We start from the raw sequence: 17,610 nt of genomic DNA on the forward strand, positions 1-17,610 counted from the left end.
CAGTCACCGGTACAATACCGACAACTGGCTGTTTAAAAGGTGTTTTGATCCCTGTCTCGAAATCAGGGGTCAGTCCCATGGACAGTAGGTTTTTCTCATTTCTATACATAAGTTCTTACTAACTTGAGCAAACTATTCAAGATGTTGCCGAGCATCGACTCATACAACTAAATTCTGCAATAGAAAAAGACTACCTCTTTTGACTGGGGAATGAACTGAACCCAAAAAGTTAGACCCTTTATCTAAGCAGCGAATGAGGATTGAATTCTGTATTCTACAGGGGTCAATCCTTTTAATTTTCCTTTTATTCGTTTGTGGTTGTAATAAACAATATACCTCTCTAACTCCTGTTGAAAGTGCTCCATACTCTCAAACTCTTGGAGATAGAGTAACTCTGATTTTAATAGACCAAAGAAGTTTTCAATGACTGCGTTATCAAAACAATTTCCCTTACGGGACATACTCTGAGTAATATTGTTTTCTTTGAGTAAATGCTGATATTTTGTCATTTGATAATGCCACCCTTGATCCGAATGGAGTATTGGACGTTCTCCGACTTGTAAGTGATTAAATTCCTCATTCAACATTGTTGTCACAAGGGAAAAAACAGGCCGTTTGTCTACATGATAAGAGATAATTTCACCATTAAAAAGATCTAGAATAGGCGATAAATAAAGCTTCTCTCCAAACAGATGAAACTCTGTAATATCTGTGACCCACTTTTCATTTGGTTTAGACGCTTCAAAGTCGCGTTTAAGAATGTTAGGAGCGATCCTTCCTGTTTTCTCGCGGTAAGAGCGATATTTTTTGAGTCGTACAAGGCTCTTTAAACCTAATTCTTTCATCAACCTATATACGGTCTTATGATTAATAGAATACCCTAGCCTACTCAGCTCTAAAGTAATACGACGGTAACCGTATCTACCTTTGTGCTCATGAAAAATGTGCTTAATTAGTTGTTTCATCTCTTTGTATTTATCAGGGCCTTTAAAAGCTTTCGTCCAGTAATAATAAGTACTACGAGCGATTTTAGCTACCTTTATAAGGTCGACGACCTTATACTCATGCCTTAATTCAAACACTATTTGGGCTTTTTCTCGCTCTTTGATTCCCTTGATGCTTGAACTAAGGAGTTTAGCTTTTTTAAATACTCAATTTCCATTCGTAAGTATTCATTTTCCTTTAGTAGCTCTTCATTTGTCTTGTCTGTATCAAGATTTCTAGTAGGCTTTTTCTTCATTTTTGGACGACTCCTCTTTTTAGGATACAGGTCATCCTTACCTTGTGCTTCAAAGGTTCTTTTCCATTTCGCCACCGTTGAGTAAGAAGGAATATTGAATACATATGATGCTTCACGAATAGACGCTCCTGTTTTTTCCATATAAGTTAATACGTCCATTTTAAACTTCACAGAGTAATTTGTATAGGTCGGCTGTAAACCCTTTTCTCCATGTTTTTGGTACAATGCCACCTTTTATAATATCTGATTTAGTTGAGCTCATTAACTTGGCTGTTTCTCTATATGAGTTGCGCTTATTTAGGTACAAATCAATAGCCTTCAACTTGTCTTCAAATGTATGTCTTGACATAAAAACACCCCAATCATTAGAGTTTCTTTGTCTAACAATTGGGGTGCAGTTCAGAAGAGGTAGTCTTTTCTTTTTTAAAGATATATACGGTATACAAATCTAGTCTAAATAAGGTCAATAAAGTATAGAATCCCATCAATAGGGCAGACTGCTAAAGTTCGGTGGATCATATACAATACCTGTTGTATGTAAATAGCTTTATTTCTTGTTGCAGTTGCAGACTTCCTAACAAGTCTGTTTCTTTTTATTTAATAATTATAAAATGAATAATAAATAACATCTTGAGCGAACTACTCAAGATGCCGTAAGGCATCCTTCCTTTGATAAAAGATGTGTAACAGAAAAAACCTACCTCTTTTGACTTGGAAGAGATAGGTTTTTCTGTTTTTAAGATGTATATCATACACAAAGCAAGTTAACATAATCACCATTATCAGAAATTACATGCTAAAACCCTTTTTTTATTAAGAAAAAATTCATATCTATTAATAAATTAGTAAATATTATCCACGAGGTGATCATTTGGATAAGAATAAGTTAAAACTTACATCTTCCGAAATAGGAACACTATGGGGGGAGTATGTAAACGGAACAATGACAGATGTAGTAAATAGATATATGTTCTCTATTATTGAGGATGAGTCAATAAAGGCCATTTTTGAGGATGCTATCAATACCTTCGCGAAGGAAAAGAAACAAATCGTAGCTTTTATAGAAAACGAAGGGTTTCCAGTTCCAATTGGATTTACTGAGTCTGACCTCAATAAAGGTACCAAAAAATTATTCACTGATATATTCTGCTTGAATTATTTACATATCATGACGTTACATGGCTTGCTAGGACATACAACCTCATTAGGTGTTTCTGTCAGAGAAGACTTACGCCACTTCTACGATTCATGTGATAATGATGCAAAAAGGATGTATCATCAAACGATTGAATTATTACTTGAAAAAGGGGATTTTCAGAGGGACCCTTACTTTTATCCTGCTACGAACCCTGAATATATTTCTAGCCAGGATTTTACGGATGGGTTTTTCGGAAAAGGCAGACGTTTAACGGCAATAGAAATCATAAGTATTTCTTTCAACCTTAAAAAAAGCATTATGGCTAAAACTCTTTCTATTGGATTTAGTCAGGTCGCTCAATCAAAAGAAGTAAGAAAATTTTTAGAGGATTCGGAGAAAACAGCTGATAATCAAATACAATCCTTTTCAACAATAATGCACGCAGATAATTTACCAGTTCCTAAATCATGGGAGACAGAAGTAACAACTTCAACAGACTCCCCTTTTTCTGATAAGTTAATGATGTATCATATTGGTTTCTTATTCCAAGCAGCACAAGCCTATCACGGAGCAGGTTTAGCATCAGCCATGCGAACAGACCTTGTAACAACTTATGAAGGCATCATTCTCAAAAATCTAGTGGTAACAAAAAAATGGTTTAACATTATGGTGAAAAATAAATGGTTGGAACAACCACCACTTGCTCCTAACAGAAAAGAAATTGCAAAAGAGAAATGAGAAAAAACATCCATACAGGTGGATGTTTTCTCTTTTTAAGCTGTATAAGATATACAAATCTAGTTTATATAATACCTCTTTCCGGAACACACGCAAAAAAGAACCCCTATTGGGAAAAGGGGTCAGTCCCAAGGGTTCTGATGAGGTCCTTGTTTCTGCTGTATGCAGCTTTTTATACATCCTTGATCTAACGGTTTTTTCTCCTCAGGTGATTGAAGATAAGATGTATAAAAAGTGCACGTTTTATAAATATGAAAAATAAGAAAAATATAGTACTTATGGTAAATATATAATATTATTTACTTGCGGTGCTATGCATTCTTCAACGAGTATGAATGACAAAAAGCAACCTCCTTCCAATGCCATGGGATATGAGGTTGCTTTTTATTTTGCTTACCTTTTGACTGGACAAATTATCACCTAATACTATATTTTAGATATGTACATGTATATATTTCACTCTTATCAACTATAAAAACAGCTATGATCAACCACACATGTAAGAAAAGCACCTTATTTGACTAAATAAGGTGCTTTTCTCTTTACTAAGTATTAAGAACTCTAACGAATGTCCCTTTTAAGGACTTTTCTAGAGCATATTGATTTAATTCTCTTACTTTGGTGGAGAGCTCTGTTGCTTTCTTCATTCGGACGTTTCCTACCAACACAAAGGGATCGATAATCCGAACCTTTTTCTTTTGGTTTATGTCGTAATCTTTCTCATCATTTATTACCTTTTTGCTTATATCTTTCATTTTTTGTAGTACTTCATGGTCTTTACTGTCAATTAACTTCTTCCAAACTATTTCATCATCCGATAATAAGTCATCAAAATGAATAATCTGCTTGGCCATTGCTATCTTTAATATATCCTTTAGTATGACATACCCATACACATTTGATGGATGAAGAAAGAAGTCAATTACCTCTGTATAATAAGCTTTAACAAACCATTCTGCTGGATCAATTGTTTTTAAACAAATTTTACCGTTAACTACTCTTAATTCATCTACAAACTTACAAGCATCGTCTAAAGAAATCATATTATAGGTAGATAAATCACGAAGTGTGTAATCGATACGGTCTGCACACAGCGAAGGAAGAGGTTGTTCTAATAAGGACCATTTCTCAATAGGTAATATAGACATGAGGTTAAACTCATGCTTTTGTAAAACAGAAGGGATTTCTGATGATTGAATTATTTTTTCAAATATTTGATCGTGAAAATCCTGTTCTGGATTATCTAAAACAAAATCTATTACATGAGAAAAAGCTGTATGAGAAACGTCATGTAATAAGCCAGCTATTTGTTCTTCTATAGAGCCACCTAATTTTCTAATCAATAGCATGACACCTACAGAATGTTCAAATCGTGTTACATTCCACTTTGGATTCACTAAATAACTTGCGCCACCTTGATGGATCTTTTTCAGCCTCTGAAGGGGCTGAGTATGTATTAATTCTGCTAGGACTGGTTCTAAGTGAAAAGATCCATAAATGAAATCATGAATTTTCATAAAACGACTTCACTTTCCCTTCTTTTATCACATCTATATTCATCTAGTAGAATAACGCTCTGCAAGCTTCTCTTTATGCGAACTGAATATTTCTTCTAAAGAAATATCATATTTGTTAGCAATAACAATCAAGTTACCTAACACATCTCCTAGTTCTTCCGTTAATTCTTTCTTATTTTCTTCCAAAGTTCCAGTTACTTCATCAGGTCGATCCCTTCCAATTTCTAAAGCTCTAATAGCTCGTGCTACTTCACCTGTTTCTTCAGCAAGAAAACCAATTCGAATAAAGATATCTAAATCTGACCAACCTCTCATTTTGTAGTAGTCTTTTACCCAGTGTTGAAATTCTGTTACGTTCATTAAATAGTTCCACCTTCCTTTTTTAACTTCAACTAAGTTTACCAAATCATCCATTATTATGTATAATCAATAACGGTGATTACATAGGAGGGGATCTTTATGAAAAGAATAGCTGTATTTTGTGGATCGAGTAATGGAGCATCTGATCTTTATATTCAAGGTGCAAAAGCTTTGGGCAAAGAGCTTGCTAAACGTAATATTTCGCTTGTATATGGTGGAGCAAGTGTTGGAGTAATGGGTGCTGTGGCTGATGCCGTGTTAGAAGCTGGCGGACATGTCATTGGCGTCATGCCTACTTTCCTTGAAGAAAGAGAAATTTCTCATAAAAACCTGTCAGAGCTTATCGTTGTTAAATCTATGCACGAGAGAAAAGCCAAGATGGCTGAACTTGTAGATGGATTCATTACATTACCAGGTGGTCCAGGTACACTAGAGGAATTCTTTGAGATTTTTACATGGGCTCAGTTAGGATTACATCAGAAGCCTTGCGGATTATTAAATATTAATGATTATTACACACCACTTATTTCTTTATTTAATCACATGACAGAAGAACAATTTCTACAGGAAAAATATCGTTCTATGGCCCTTGTAGATACAGAACCACAAGGTTTATTAGATCAATTCAATACATATCAACCTCCTTCAGTTAAAACATATATCACAAAAGCACAAAGCTAACAAAAAAACAGGATTAGACACTATCTAATCCTGTTTTTTTGTTAGCTTAAAATATAATTTCGTTTACTTCTTTTAATGTAACGAATCTGCCACCTAGCATATTATTATGATGTTCTACTATTTTAGAAGCTGAAAGCGCAGCAGTATCAAATGTGCTATGGGCATCTTTTACTAAGATATTCTCTTTATACCCTAAGCTATATGCTCTTCTACAAGTAGTATCCAAACAAAATTCAGTTTGCATACCTGCAATGACTAATTTTTCGATTTCAAGTTCCTGCAGTTTTTTATGTAAAGTTGTTTGATAAAATGCGTCCCAAGAAGATTTTTGAATAACTGTGTCTGTTGGTAGAGGGGGAACATCCCGATGGATTTCCCATGTGACTTTTCCTTCACTAAGCATACTATCGGAACTGGAGTCTGTATGTTGTATATAGATAATTGGTATATTAGATTTGTGCGCGTTTTCCCTTAGAGAAATAATATTTTTAAGTACTTGCTGTTCATTCCATAAAGACCCACCTTCATAAGAAAACATAATATTTTGAACATCTACAAGCAACAAAGCCTTTCTTTTACTCATTTGATTGTATCCCCCTATTGATTTTTGTGGTAAAAAATTCAAAATAATATTATATCAAATTAAAATCTTATATTATATAGCTTGAACTTATGAAATCTATTCTTCTTCGAGGTGTATATAATATGCACCAATAGCTAATATAATACTGCTTCTAGGAAGTTTACATACTTAAATAAAATTCTTATTTTTAATTCACTAATCTAACATAAATGTTAAAATATGCAGAAAATAGTTAAGGAGAATTACATATGAGAAAAGATTTCAGCAATACGGCTTTAATTATTATCGATGTTCAAAGGGCTTTTGAAGATGAAAAGTGGGGGATAAGAAATAATCTCACTGCTGAAGAGAATATTCAAATTCTGCTAAAGACATGGAGAGAAAAGAAATACCCAATTATACATATTAAGCACTTATCTGATAACGACCATTCAATTTTTCATCCTAGTAAACCAAGTTCAGATTTTAAAGATATTGCAGTGCCAGCTGAAAATGAACCCATTTTTAAAAAGAAAGTAAATAGTGCATTTATAGGAACTGGACTTGAAAAACATTTAAAATAAAACCAAATAGAAAAGGTTGTAATAGTAGGGTTAACAACTCCACATTGTGTCTCAACTACTACTCGAATGAGTGGTAATTTAGAATTTGAAACGTACTTAGTATCAGATGCAACAGCTGCATTTGCAATAAAAGGGGCAGACAATACGTATTATTCAGCTGAACAAATACATAATGTGTCATTAGCTACTTTAGACAATGAGTTTGCTACAGTTTTAACCACAAAACAATTAATCCAAAATTTACTCGGTAAAATAAAGGCTTAATACTTTTATTTTAACTGTATATGCTATACACCTTTAGTTGACATAAGTACAACTCCCTTTAGTAATATAAAAAGCAGAACATCAGATAGGATGTTCTGCTTTTTAAGAAATTAATTTAAAATACTATAAAAACATTAACGTTCATTCTCCTACATTGTTCGATAAGGCATAAACGTTCCGCCAAAAAAATAACTCCATACAACGAGAAGTACAGCAAATAAAATGAACAAGAACCAACCTCTGGCATATGCGTTTAATTCTTGTTTGTTTTGTACCTTTTCTCTGTATTTTCGTTGGACATCATGATGTTTCGATGTATTTTTCATTAGCATTCCTCCCTTGAATTTGGAATAAACAATTGGAGCCAGTGTTATGAAATATAAAACATACTATACATTACCTTTTTTCCTTATAATTATATTTATGAAAGGTGTTTTTTTAGGTTGAAATAATCTTTGTATTAGAATCCCAAAGACTTCAAGGAGCTAGTGAGCTCTTATTACGTTCTCCTTTGCTATTCATATCCATTACCTCTTCTAAGAAAAAGAGGAGAAACACAGCTATAAGCTCAGTTATGGAGGGAATAGTAATGCTTCTAATTAATTCATCAGCAGTATGTATAGCAAACCAGGAAAAGCTACAATCAATGACCAGTCTCGCAAGGAATTTTCTTTTAGAGTTTTTAATTTGTTGAGAAAATGTATTAATAAGAAATATGGATAGTAAATCAACTATAAATCCTATAATAAAAAACAGTAAGAGGAATATTAATAGAGATAGAAATGAGTTGTATTGTACCCCAAATATTTTAAATAAACCAATAAATCCAAACACAAATGCTCCTAGCATTAATGAAATAGCAATAATAACAATTAAAGTTATAAAAATAACAGTAAATGATTTAGTGAAAAAATTAGATATATTGTGAGAGGGTCCAGTTTTCTTTCCTTTCAAGGTAAACATTCACACCCCTTGCTGCTAATTTTTCTTTAATGTATTTATCCTAGCCAATCGTGGGTATAAGCTAGTATTCCTAAGGTGGCTCCAATTCCAGCTCCAAATAAAGTAGCCCCTACTAGTTTTAATTTATTCTTATTATAAGTCATGAAAAACCCCCTTTTATCCAATTATATACAAAAATGGTTTTTAGTAAATGAATCTCTTTAAATGATATAATTAATATGTATATACACCCTTAGTTACCATAAAACAGATTATAGGAATTTATCTGTACATACGTAAAAGCCATTTAAGAATTATCTTAAATGGCTTTTACAGTGTTTATATTATTTCATTTACTCATCAACAATTATCGTATCAGCGTTTATATCCTCGAAACAGAGGTTTACTGTTCTTTGTTTCGCTCTGGTTCTATGTATTGTTCCAGCTGGTATAAGTAACATATCATTCGGTTTTAACACGGCTGTATCCTTATCTTTAAAATCAATTAAAAGTTCTCCCTCCATAATCATAAAAAGTTCATCTGAATTAGAATGATAGTGCCATTTGTATTCGCCTGAAAATACAGCTATACGAAGGCAGTGATTATTAATGTTTGATACAGGAAAATTCACGTGTTGATCTTTAATATCTTTTGTAATTTCTTGAAGATTAATCTTTTCCAGCTCTAATTTCTCTACCATTACAATTCTCCCTTTATATTTTTTCTATAATAAATTCAATGTAATTTCCCCATATACACTAAACCATTTGAACGATTTCCATTCATAGTTGTATATTCTAATTTCTTGTATTCTAAGGTTTCAAATTGATCTATCCATTCTTTCACGCGTTCTTCGCTATGATGACGTAAAATGGCTCCATCTGGTAATTCAAAAACCCCATATTTATGATACTTAGTGAGTCCCTTTTCATAACGTAATTTATTTCTTTCATCACTATTTAGTAGAAAGTCGTTGATGTAAATAATACCTCCTGGCTTTAGTACCCGTTTAATCTCATTTAAAATAGCATTTTGTTCATCACTTTTATGAACACATGTTAAAACTGCAAAAAGTAAGACAGCATCCAAAGAATCATTAGGAAAAGGAAGCTTCCCACTTTGAATAACTTGAAAATCGATTTCTGAGTTATGAGACTTAGCTCTTTTAATCATTTCTTCTGAAAAGTCTACACCATGTAAATTGTTATAATCGTAACTTCTTAATTCCAATAAAGTCCGTCCATACCCACAACCATAATCTAATATGGCAGCATTGTGATTAACATGTGTTAGGAATAATTCAGGTTGAAAAGGCGTAGTAAAATCTTTTTTATTAGCTACTTCATTCCAATATTCATCTTGTTTGATCATCTTTATGAAACATCTCCCTATTGATCTATCAACTTTTATTGCATCATAGCATGTAAAAACATAAAATAATGTGAGATATCTCATATTTTTATAATAGTAGGAGAAAAAATGAAATTTTTAAACGACCCTATGCGAAGTTACTATATCGAGAAATACTCTATTCAATCACTTTTTTCCTTTCCAATTACTCCGTTTATTCAGGTCTGCGAATTTGAACGTGGTGAATTTATCTATAAGGAAGGCTCCTATCCTCAATATATTTATTATCTTGTTGAAGGTAAGGCAAAACTCTATGTTACACACGAAAATGGGAAAGTGTCCTTGATTAATTTTTTACAAGCTCCAACATTTATGGGGGAAGTGGAACTATTAAATTCACAAAGATATTCTAAAGCTATACAAACTGTCACTAAAACCATTTGTTTGGCTATTCATATTAACACCTGTAAAAATAAGCTCTTAACAGATGTAACATTTCTCAGATATTTATGTAGTTTTTTAAGTGAGAAAGCAACTAAAATTTCAGCAAAGTATACACAAAATCAGGCCTATCCACTTGAGAATCGCCTTGCTGCCTTTCTAATATTGTCGGCTGATGATAACTTTTATAAAGAAAAACATACTGAAGTATGTGAGTATTTAGGTGTATCATATCGCCATCTGCTCCATGTACTAGCTCAACTATGTAAAAAAAATATTATTGAAAAGCAGTCGCAAGGCTACATCATTAAAGAAAGAGAATATCTTGAAAAACTAGCTAAATTAAATTGAAAATACTTATAATAATTTTGCTTCAAAATAAAGATAACTATATGTATAATCCATACATTTTTAATTAACATAATGAACTTTCTAGGAACCTAACACCTAAAAAAGATTTTCTATTTCATTGTGGTGCTTCTCATTTGTTCTAAAATGTTCAATATTTTTGTCTACTATTTAAAGAAAATCACTCTACTGAGTGATTTTCTTTGTTTAAGGCTAAACTTATACTAAGAATGAATAGTATAAAATAAGAATCTATGGGTGAAAAATGTATGTTAAAAAAGATTGTTCTACTCCTATCCATATCTTTTTTTGCTTTAGGTGCTCCTCTTACTGTATCAGCACACGCAGTCCTTTTGGATGCATCACCGAAAGAAGGAAGTCAACTAAAGAAAATGCCTGACAAGGTATCATTGACGTTTAATGAACGACTAGGAGAAGGTGTTTTTAATCTTCAAGTACGTAATGACAAAGGAAAGCTTATTACCACTAAGAAAGCAACAATGAATCGATCTCATAAAACGATTTCTTTGGATGTGCCACCTTCTAAAAAAGGGATTTATACCGTTAGCTATTCAGTCATTTCTGCGGATAGCCATCCTTTACAAGGAACGTACGTCTTTTCTATAGGAGAAAAAATAGATCAAGCTATTACGAATGACACTAGTAATCAAGGCGAAAACGGTAAGCACAGTTCTTTGTATAATATAGGTTTTTCTTTAGGACAAACATTCTATTATCTGTCCTTATTATGGTTAGTTGGCTTTGTACTATGGAAATGGTATGTTCCTTATCAAACAGGTCATCAGAAACAAAAGTATAATACCAATGTAAAGTACCTCCAGATTGGTTATATGATTTTTTTACTGATTAGTATAGGAGTCCAAGGTACTGGGCTATTAAAAGATTCTAGCCTTTCCCAAATACAAACATTTGTTGTGCATTCTCCTACTGGTTGGTCGTGGATGACTTGTATTCTTCTTGTATGTGTAGGTTTTCTCTTCCTACTAAAGAATAAATGGTTTGATTTTATGTGGGCAGGTTTGCTGTTAGTAGCTACTACGTTAAATGGTCATGCTATAGCATCAGACGTACCAATCTATACAATGATTTTAGACTTTATCCATTTAGTTACAGCCTCTTTATGGGCAGCTGGGTTAGTTTATCTTTTCATGATATGGCGTAAGGAGAGAGAACAAGCTCTAGCTTTTCTTCCTATTTTTTCGCGTATAGCTTTTGTGAGTCTTATGTTATTAATCCTTTCGGGTGTTCTTTACACATTAAAGCTTCTTCCAGACATAACAGCACTCTTTAAAACCACCTGGGGACTGTTATTGTTAGCTAAAATATTTATGGTCATGTTAGTAGCTGGTATAGGAATACTCATTAGAGAACATCTCCGAAAGAATGATTCACCAAGCCTTGCAAAGTTTTTAATTTCCGACATAAATTTTATGCTGATTATTGTATTAATTGTAGGAACGATTACACACTTAAACCCTGTTCCACATAATGACCCTTTGGTATGGAAAGAAAATAAGCAAGACATAGAGTTTCTCGTGAAAACGTCAACCTTATCTCCTGGCAAGGATTCTCTCTGGGTAACAGCATCTTTACCACAGGATGGATCTTCTATTCAATCGATAGACATCGCACTTTCTCCTAAAAATACAGGAGAGCTTGCAACCATAGATGTGCCCTTAAAGGAAAGTAAAGGAGAAAATCGGAAGAAACAACAATTACAGTATAAGATGTATGAAACAAACAACCTTGTCATTCCTTATGCGGGAAGATGGCAAATTGCCGTACGGCTTGTTACATCAAACCTAGATGAGGTTGTGATTTATAAAGACATCGTTGTTTACGATGTTAAATAATGATTTTAGAAAGAAGGAAACGAAATGAAAAAACAAGTAGCAGCTCTTTTATCTACATTCATTCTTTCAACCATTGCATTTGCAGGAACGGCGAGTGCTCATGTTGTCGTATATCCTCAAGAAGCAACACAAGGCTCTTATGAAAAATTTACTGTACGTGTTCCAACTGAAAAAGATATTGCAACTACAAAAGTAAAAGTCGAGATTCCAAAAGACGTAGAAATATCTCGATTCGAGCCTAAAGAAGGATGGAAATATGAACTTCAAGAAGACTCTTCAGGTTTGATTACAAGTGTGACATGGACAGCTACCGATGCAGGCTTGTCGCCTACAGAGTTTGGGGAATTCAGTATGCAAGGAAAAGTAGGCGATAATGCTAAGAAGATTGTTTGGAAGGCCTATCAAACATATAAAGATGGATCAACAGTAGCATGGGAAGGGCCAGCTGATGCAGATACACCTGCATCTATTACAACGGTAGTAAAAGGAAACGGAGCAGAGGGAGATTCTCATATATCAGCTACTAACGAAACCACTGCAGGTAATGAAGTTACTAACGATGACTCAAATTCTGCACTTCCTACTACTCTTTCCATTGTTGCCTTAGTATTAGGCATTGTTTCATTAATTTTAAGTTTAAGAAGAAAGAAGCAGAGCTAGTTATTAAAGGTTTGACTAAACAACAATCTAAAAACGCAGGTTAACGTTTGTTAATCTGCGTTTTCTATTCTTATTTATTGATTATTACGATATACATAAGGGTCATCTGGTTTTTCTTCACGTTTTACTTTTGTTATTTTTACAATGGGAATTGTCTTTTTAAATGGTTGATAATACATCGTACTTACTTCACCAGTTACCGTTACCCAATCATCATTTTTAAATGATACATCATCCGGAAATTGAACTAACATCCCAAACACGCCTGAATCAGCTATACAATGAATAATCCCAAAACGAAATAAAAAGTACTGATTGTCTTTTAATTCTTTGGTGTGGTACATAAATCCCTTAAACTTAATTTGTTTTCCAGTAAACTCACCAGGATATCGATAAATGGTTTCCATTGCATTTAAAAACTCTTCATCTTCTAAATTAATGGTTTTTCCTTTTGAAAACTTTTTTAAATCTTTATGAATCATTTTATCGTATGCATCTTCTCCATAAAAAGAACTCGTATCTGGTTGTAGAAACTGATGTGAGGAGTAAGGATCTTTTTTATCATAAATAGGAAAATGAAATCCTTTCGCTTCAACAATATTTGAATCAAGTGTAGCTACAGGCAAAAAGAAGACAGTTAATACAGGTAAGAAATAAAGAGGATACCAAGCCCATCTTTTCCACTTGTTTGATGATTCGTGACTATGGCCACAGCTACAGTCATCATCATGATTATGGTGATGATCCTTTTCATCCGTTCCTGTCATATAAAACACTAACTCTGCAATGGTTAGGAACCATAGTAAGAAAATGGTGCCGAATGAAATCCATGAATATTTCATGTTAATGTATTTTGAAATATCTCCAGTTGCATGAAGATGCATAAATATCATAGTAAAGCCTAATAAAATTAAAACTCTAAACATAAATGTCCCTCCTTTTTAATGAACGATTAATAGAGATAGGACTAGTACCAGAATAAACACGTATGCAAATAGTGAAAAAACAAATTTTGTCTTAAATTGACTCAACATCATTAATGTATTTTTTATATCAAACATAGGGCCAAATACTAGAAAGGCTATAATTGCACTATCGTTAAATGTGCTTCGAAATGATGAAGCAATAAAGGCATCAGCTGAAGAACATAAGGATAAAATATAAGATAAACCCATCATAACTACATTTGAAGATACTGCTCCGTGGCCGAGAGCCATGAGGGTAGAGGTCTTCACATAAGTTTGCATGGCGGCCGCGATTAACCCACCGATAATGACAAATTTCCCAACAGAAAAGAATTCATCAATAGTATGTTTAAGAGCATCTCCTATTTTTTCACTCATCTTCTTAGAAGCAGTGTGTACATGTATTTCATTTTTAACTTGTGGTGTTTTAAATTGAAAGGCTAAAATTAAACCTACTATTAAAGATACAAGAAAGGCAACAACACCACGTTCAATCATGATTTTCCAATCGTTACCGAAAGCCACAAATGTCGCAAATAAGACAACAGGATTAATAATAGGCCCTGTTAACATGAACGGAATAGCAGCATATAAGGGAACACCTTTTGCCATTAAACGCCTTGTAATAGGGACAATTCCACATTCACAAGCTGGAAATAAAGCTCCAATTACACTTGCTAGAACAATTGCCCCAAATTTATTTTTAGGAATAGCTTTTGCCATCATTTCGTCTGTTACAAAAATTTGAATAATACCAGAAATAATTACACCTAATAATATAAAAGGTAGAGCTTCAATTAGGATACTAATAAATATGGTGTTCATTTGTAAAAGAGATGAACTCATTATACTCACTCCAACTAAGAAATAATCATGTTGCTTTATATTCGAATTTTCTGTTTGTTTTTAAACATAGAAAAAGCCCCTTTAAATAGAAAGTAATATCACTTACAAACAGTGATATTACACTATTTATATAAAGGGGACAATCTCAAAAAAAAATAAATATATACAATAGCCGTAATAAAAAAATATCTTTATAACATAAACAACTAGCAGTCTCTAGGAAAGTGAGCTTAATCAAAACCCTAAAGACCATATTATTTAAAAATATCCTTTAATATTTACATTAACATTTCTTTTTACATTTGTACTTTACCATAGAAAAATGAAAGAATGGTGAAAAATATTTTAACAATTTTTTACTTTTGGTTCTAATCAAAAATTTTGCAGTACTTTAACACTATAATCTGAGTATATAACTGTTTTAATGGTGTATAGCTTATCTTCAACAGTAAATCTATTATAGAATGCTTTCTATTCACCAGGACCTATCAGCTGTTCATCTTGATAAAGTTCATATACGTAGGGGTTATCAGGTTGATGTATGGACTCAATCTGTTGAATTTGAATATATGGAACGTCCTCTTGATTGTACGTAGCTTTTTTAACTATTCCTTTTATATGAACCCAATTGTCTGTCTTAAATGTAGAGGCATTCTCTATAGTTGATAGCATTCCATAAACGGATGCATCTGCCACACAACATGATATGCCAAAACGAGCTACCACAAATTGATTATCTTTAAATCCATTTTCACGGTATACAAATCCATCGACCTCAATTTTTTTGCCTATAAACTGATCTACATTATTTTCAATAATACTCATCACAGGAATATAATCTGTATTATTTACATTAATGCTCTTTTGTTTTAGTAGCTTTTTTTCAAGTAATTTATAAAATCCTTTAGGTGGGATTTTAGGCGGAGAAATATTACTTTGATGCTCTAAGGGAACGTTTTTTGGTACTTCTTCTGAATCACCAGCTAATACCTTATTCGTGTATTCTTCTACTTTGAAATTAGTAGATTTAACTTTATTGCTTCCTTGTTGAGCTGGTTGCTCGCCAGGGAGATTAGCTGAAAACTTCACTCCTCTTTTTACTGCAACTGAGCTGTCAAGTGTATGATTTGAAAATAAAAAGCCCGTCATAATAGGTAATAGAAATAAAGAGTAAATAAACGTTGTTCGAATTTTTCCTTTTTCCGTATGATCATGACCGCATTCACAAGATGAATCCTTATTTACACTACTTCGCCAAATTTGTATAATTCCCAACAAAAAAAACGTACCAGAAGAAAACAATATAAAAGGCATCATTTTAGGCGCAATAAATTGAATGATTTTACCTGTTAATATGAGTTTAAACATAAGGAGGGAAAAACCAATTAGTAATATTCCCCTTATATAAATGATAAATTGCTGATCAATTTTATTCATACCATTTCTCCTATCTACTAACTATTCCATAAGTCATGACGATAAGATACACAATCACAGTAATGATAAGAATCAGACTAAATGCAAAACGTTTTTTAAAAAAGGACAATAGCATAATGGTGTTTTTAAAATCCATCATTGGTCCATATAGTAGAAAGGCAAGAAGAGCTGTAGGTGAAAATGTATGAGAAAAAGATGAAGCAACAAAAGCATCTGCTTCTGAACAAAGTGAAAGTACATAAGCAAATCCCATCATAACGGCAGAAGACATATAGTCATTGCTTGCAAGGTTCGTCAATAGTTGTCTATCTAAAAAGGTTTGAAATAGACTTGCTACGAGTGCACCAAATAATAAGTATTTGCCCATGTCGAAAAATTCATCACCGGCATGATATAACGTTTGTTTTAATTTGTTATCTACGTTTGCTTCTTCATGTTCATGAACGTGTACATGTCGTAGCTGATTTGAATTTTTAAAAAAGAAATAAACGGATAAACCAATTAATAGACAAGCCACAGCAGCCAGGCCCATACGACTGTAAACGATGGACGTATTTGACTGGAATGCATAAAAAGTAGCAGCAAAGACAACGGGATTTAAAATGGGTGCCCCAACTAAAATGACAATGCCGATATGAAGAGGCATTCCTTTTTTTAATAACCGCCTTATAACTGGAATAATGGCACATTCACAAACCGGTAAAAGAGCACTTACTAGAACAGCTGGTAAAAGGGCTATATACGGATTTTTTGGAATCAGACGTTGAATGAATGCTTCTGAGACAAATACTTGAATAAGGGCAGATGCAAATACTCCCAGTAAGATAAAGGGGATAGCTTCAAGTACAATGCTTAAAAAAATAGAGTTTACATTTAATAAAGATGCTGGAATGGCTAAATCATTTGTATTTATATCAACAAAGAAAAAACAGTAACCAAAAAGCATTAGTAACAGCACACCAATTAGGTCTTTACTTACCTGTGATAGAGTTGTCATAATCTATCGTTTCACCTCCAATTACTAGAACTATATGATAGAGTTTGAACAAGTTATGCACCTAATAAAAAAGAGTTAATATAAAAAATTTATTTAAAAGATAAAAACCTCGAAAATAGTGATTATATCCCCTTCTCAAAACGTAATGATTACGATTTTTTATATATATTATGTGAAAATTATAAGATATATAACTGAGAAAAATTAATACATTTAGTTTTTTCATTTCTTATCTTAGCATCATTGAATTTAGCACTAGAATATAGTGAGAGTGGATATATGAATTATTTATATGGTGGAATCTTCCTGTTTGTTGGCCTATTTCTAATCAATGTTTTGTTTTCGTATCAAAATAAGCATATTGATTTAGCTTTTGAAACTACATTAAAATACCAAATTTATGCTTTCCCGTTATTTTTAATCGCTAATATGTTAAATTGGATATGGAATCAAATTTGGGTTTAAAGCTGTTCATAACTTAACATTTGTTTTACTGACATCGAAAGGGATGGAAGTAATAATTGCCGTATTAATGAGTTACCTTTTCTTTAAAGAAGCTCCTACGTGGAAAACCTTACTTGGAATTTTTATTATGGCTATAGGGGTAGTTATTTCTAAAATGAAGTAGAGAGGGTGACAATTCGGTATAAACTAATTAAAAAGAA

At 32.8% G+C, this 17,610-nt stretch carries 17 protein-coding genes and 2 pseudogenes; 7 read left to right on the plus strand and 12 right to left on the minus strand.

What is annotated here, in order from left to right; genetic code table 11:
- Nucleotides 1-242: 242 nt before the first annotated feature.
- Nucleotides 243-1,589 (minus strand): annotated as a pseudogene (locus ACFX4G_RS04220) (IS3 family transposase).
- A 522-nt stretch (nucleotides 1,590-2,111) separates the two neighbouring features.
- Here ACFX4G_RS04220 and ACFX4G_RS04225 point away from each other — a divergent pair.
- Nucleotides 2,112-3,116 (plus strand): DUF3231 family protein, encoded by a 1,005-nt coding sequence (locus ACFX4G_RS04225; RefSeq protein WP_097825021.1) that lies wholly within the window; start codon nucleotides 2,112-2,114, stop codon nucleotides 3,114-3,116.
- A 545-nt stretch (nucleotides 3,117-3,661) separates the two neighbouring features.
- Here ACFX4G_RS04225 and ACFX4G_RS04230 read toward each other — a convergent pair.
- Together ACFX4G_RS04230 and ACFX4G_RS04235 are read right to left on the minus strand one after the other, a co-directional pair.
- Nucleotides 3,662-4,633: an HD domain-containing protein gene (locus ACFX4G_RS04230; protein WP_377572936.1), complete on the minus strand. Its 972-nt coding sequence runs from the start codon at nucleotides 4,631-4,633 to the stop codon at nucleotides 3,662-3,664.
- Nucleotides 4,634-4,672: 39 nt separating this feature from the next.
- Nucleotides 4,673-4,993, minus strand: a complete 321-nt coding sequence (locus tag ACFX4G_RS04235) for a MazG nucleotide pyrophosphohydrolase domain-containing protein (RefSeq protein WP_377572938.1) — start codon at nucleotides 4,991-4,993, stop codon at nucleotides 4,673-4,675.
- Nucleotides 4,994-5,092: 99 nt separating this feature from the next.
- On the opposite strand from ACFX4G_RS04235, the gene ACFX4G_RS04240 reads away from it, so the two are divergent.
- The gene (locus tag ACFX4G_RS04240) at nucleotides 5,093-5,674 is read left to right on the plus strand and encodes an LOG family protein (RefSeq protein ID WP_377572940.1); all 582 of its coding nucleotides are present in this window, start codon (nucleotides 5,093-5,095) and stop codon (nucleotides 5,672-5,674) included.
- A 46-nt stretch (nucleotides 5,675-5,720) separates the two neighbouring features.
- On the opposite strand, the gene ACFX4G_RS04245 is transcribed toward ACFX4G_RS04240, so the two are convergent.
- On the minus strand, nucleotides 5,721-6,257 hold the full coding sequence (locus tag ACFX4G_RS04245) for a cysteine hydrolase family protein (protein ID WP_377572942.1): 537 nt from the start codon (nucleotides 6,255-6,257) through the stop codon (nucleotides 5,721-5,723).
- Between the two features lie 248 nt (nucleotides 6,258-6,505).
- On the opposite strand from ACFX4G_RS04245, the pseudogene ACFX4G_RS04250 reads away from it, so the two are divergent.
- A pseudogene (locus ACFX4G_RS04250) lies at nucleotides 6,506-7,084 on the plus strand (cysteine hydrolase family protein).
- 149 nt (nucleotides 7,085-7,233) lie between these two features.
- Here the strand turns inward: ACFX4G_RS04250 and ACFX4G_RS04255 are convergent.
- From ACFX4G_RS04255 to ACFX4G_RS04270, 4 genes are all read right to left on the minus strand, one after another.
- Nucleotides 7,234-7,410: a hypothetical protein gene (locus ACFX4G_RS04255; RefSeq protein ID WP_377572944.1), complete on the minus strand. Its 177-nt coding sequence runs from the start codon at nucleotides 7,408-7,410 to the stop codon at nucleotides 7,234-7,236.
- Between the two features lie 151 nt (nucleotides 7,411-7,561).
- Entirely contained in the window at nucleotides 7,562-8,047 is a 486-nt protein-coding gene (locus ACFX4G_RS04260; protein ID WP_377572946.1) for a YrvL family regulatory protein, read from the minus strand.
- A 332-nt stretch (nucleotides 8,048-8,379) separates the two neighbouring features.
- Complete coding sequence (locus tag ACFX4G_RS04265) at nucleotides 8,380-8,709, minus strand: cupin domain-containing protein (protein WP_097824369.1); 330 nt, start codon at nucleotides 8,707-8,709, stop codon at nucleotides 8,380-8,382.
- Nucleotides 8,710-8,762: 53 nt separating this feature from the next.
- Nucleotides 8,763-9,398, minus strand: coding sequence for a class I SAM-dependent methyltransferase (locus tag ACFX4G_RS04270; protein ID WP_377572948.1), 636 nt, complete (start codon nucleotides 9,396-9,398; stop codon nucleotides 8,763-8,765).
- A gap of 108 nt (nucleotides 9,399-9,506) precedes the next feature.
- Between ACFX4G_RS04270 and yeiL the strand changes: the two genes are divergently transcribed.
- The 3 genes from yeiL (at nucleotide 9,507) to ACFX4G_RS04285 (ending at nucleotide 12,700) form a co-directional block, all read left to right on the plus strand.
- Nucleotides 9,507-10,169 (plus strand): transcriptional regulator YeiL, encoded by a 663-nt coding sequence (yeiL, locus tag ACFX4G_RS04275; RefSeq protein ID WP_097823739.1) that lies wholly within the window; start codon nucleotides 9,507-9,509, stop codon nucleotides 10,167-10,169.
- Nucleotides 10,170-10,435: 266 nt separating this feature from the next.
- Entirely contained in the window at nucleotides 10,436-12,040 is a 1,605-nt protein-coding gene (locus ACFX4G_RS04280) for a copper resistance CopC/CopD family protein (RefSeq protein WP_377572950.1), read from the plus strand.
- 24 nt (nucleotides 12,041-12,064) lie between these two features.
- Nucleotides 12,065-12,700, plus strand: a complete 636-nt coding sequence (locus ACFX4G_RS04285) for a YcnI family copper-binding membrane protein (protein ID WP_377572952.1) — start codon at nucleotides 12,065-12,067, stop codon at nucleotides 12,698-12,700.
- A 74-nt stretch (nucleotides 12,701-12,774) separates the two neighbouring features.
- On the opposite strand, the gene ACFX4G_RS04290 is transcribed toward ACFX4G_RS04285, so the two are convergent.
- The 4 genes from ACFX4G_RS04290 to ACFX4G_RS04305 all read right to left on the minus strand — a co-directional run bounded on the left by ACFX4G_RS04290 (nucleotide 12,775) and on the right by ACFX4G_RS04305 (nucleotide 16,945).
- On the minus strand, nucleotides 12,775-13,626 hold the full coding sequence (locus ACFX4G_RS04290) for a TIGR03943 family putative permease subunit (RefSeq protein WP_097823736.1): 852 nt from the start codon (nucleotides 13,624-13,626) through the stop codon (nucleotides 12,775-12,777).
- Nucleotides 13,627-13,641: 15 nt separating this feature from the next.
- A complete protein-coding gene (locus ACFX4G_RS04295) occupies nucleotides 13,642-14,511 on the minus strand; it encodes a permease (protein WP_230184764.1) in 870 nt (289 codons plus the stop codon).
- 471 nt (nucleotides 14,512-14,982) lie between these two features.
- Entirely contained in the window at nucleotides 14,983-15,948 is a 966-nt protein-coding gene (locus ACFX4G_RS04300) for a TIGR03943 family putative permease subunit (RefSeq protein ID WP_230184763.1), read from the minus strand.
- Between the two features lie 10 nt (nucleotides 15,949-15,958).
- Complete coding sequence (locus ACFX4G_RS04305; RefSeq protein WP_377572955.1) at nucleotides 15,959-16,945, minus strand: permease; 987 nt, start codon at nucleotides 16,943-16,945, stop codon at nucleotides 15,959-15,961.
- A gap of 532 nt (nucleotides 16,946-17,477) precedes the next feature.
- Here ACFX4G_RS04305 and ACFX4G_RS04310 point away from each other — a divergent pair.
- Nucleotides 17,478-17,573, plus strand: coding sequence for a hypothetical protein (locus ACFX4G_RS04310; RefSeq protein WP_377573787.1), 96 nt, complete (start codon nucleotides 17,478-17,480; stop codon nucleotides 17,571-17,573).
- Nucleotides 17,574-17,610: the final 37 nt, after the last annotated feature.

Origin of the sequence: Priestia sp. YIM B13486, from assembly GCF_042787865.1 — a bacterium.
In the GTDB taxonomy this organism is placed as follows: domain Bacteria; phylum Bacillota; class Bacilli; order Bacillales; family Bacillaceae_H; genus Priestia; species Priestia megaterium.

Bases quoted from the DNA above. Each gene is read 5' to 3' on its own strand.
- ACFX4G_RS04230 (WP_377572936.1), bottom strand. From the start codon at position 4,633: ATGAAAATTCATGATTTCATTTATGGATCTTTTCACTTAGAACCAGTC.
- ACFX4G_RS04235 (WP_377572938.1), bottom strand. From the start codon at position 4,993: ATGAACGTAACAGAATTTCAACACTGGGTAAAAGACTACTACAAAATG.
- ACFX4G_RS04240 (WP_377572940.1), top strand. From the start codon at position 5,093: ATGAAAAGAATAGCTGTATTTTGTGGATCGAGTAATGGAGCATCTGAT.
- ACFX4G_RS04245 (WP_377572942.1), bottom strand. From the start codon at position 6,257: ATGAGTAAAAGAAAGGCTTTGTTGCTTGTAGATGTTCAAAATATTATG.
- ACFX4G_RS04255 (WP_377572944.1), bottom strand. From the start codon at position 7,410: ATGAAAAATACATCGAAACATCATGATGTCCAACGAAAATACAGAGAA.
- ACFX4G_RS04260 (WP_377572946.1), bottom strand. From the start codon at position 8,047: ATGTTTACCTTGAAAGGAAAGAAAACTGGACCCTCTCACAATATATCT.
- ACFX4G_RS04270 (WP_377572948.1), bottom strand. From the start codon at position 9,398: ATGATCAAACAAGATGAATATTGGAATGAAGTAGCTAATAAAAAAGAT.
- yeiL (WP_097823739.1), top strand. From the start codon at position 9,507: ATGAAATTTTTAAACGACCCTATGCGAAGTTACTATATCGAGAAATAC.
- ACFX4G_RS04280 (WP_377572950.1), top strand. From the start codon at position 10,436: ATGTTAAAAAAGATTGTTCTACTCCTATCCATATCTTTTTTTGCTTTA.
- ACFX4G_RS04285 (WP_377572952.1), top strand. From the start codon at position 12,065: ATGAAAAAACAAGTAGCAGCTCTTTTATCTACATTCATTCTTTCAACC.
- ACFX4G_RS04290 (WP_097823736.1), bottom strand. From the start codon at position 13,626: ATGTTTAGAGTTTTAATTTTATTAGGCTTTACTATGATATTTATGCAT.
- ACFX4G_RS04295 (WP_230184764.1), bottom strand. From the start codon at position 14,511: ATGAGTTCATCTCTTTTACAAATGAACACCATATTTATTAGTATCCTA.
- ACFX4G_RS04300 (WP_230184763.1), bottom strand. From the start codon at position 15,948: ATGAATAAAATTGATCAGCAATTTATCATTTATATAAGGGGAATATTA.
- ACFX4G_RS04305 (WP_377572955.1), bottom strand. From the start codon at position 16,945: ATGACAACTCTATCACAGGTAAGTAAAGACCTAATTGGTGTGCTGTTA.
- ACFX4G_RS04310 (WP_377573787.1), top strand. From the start codon at position 17,478: ATGAGTTACCTTTTCTTTAAAGAAGCTCCTACGTGGAAAACCTTACTT.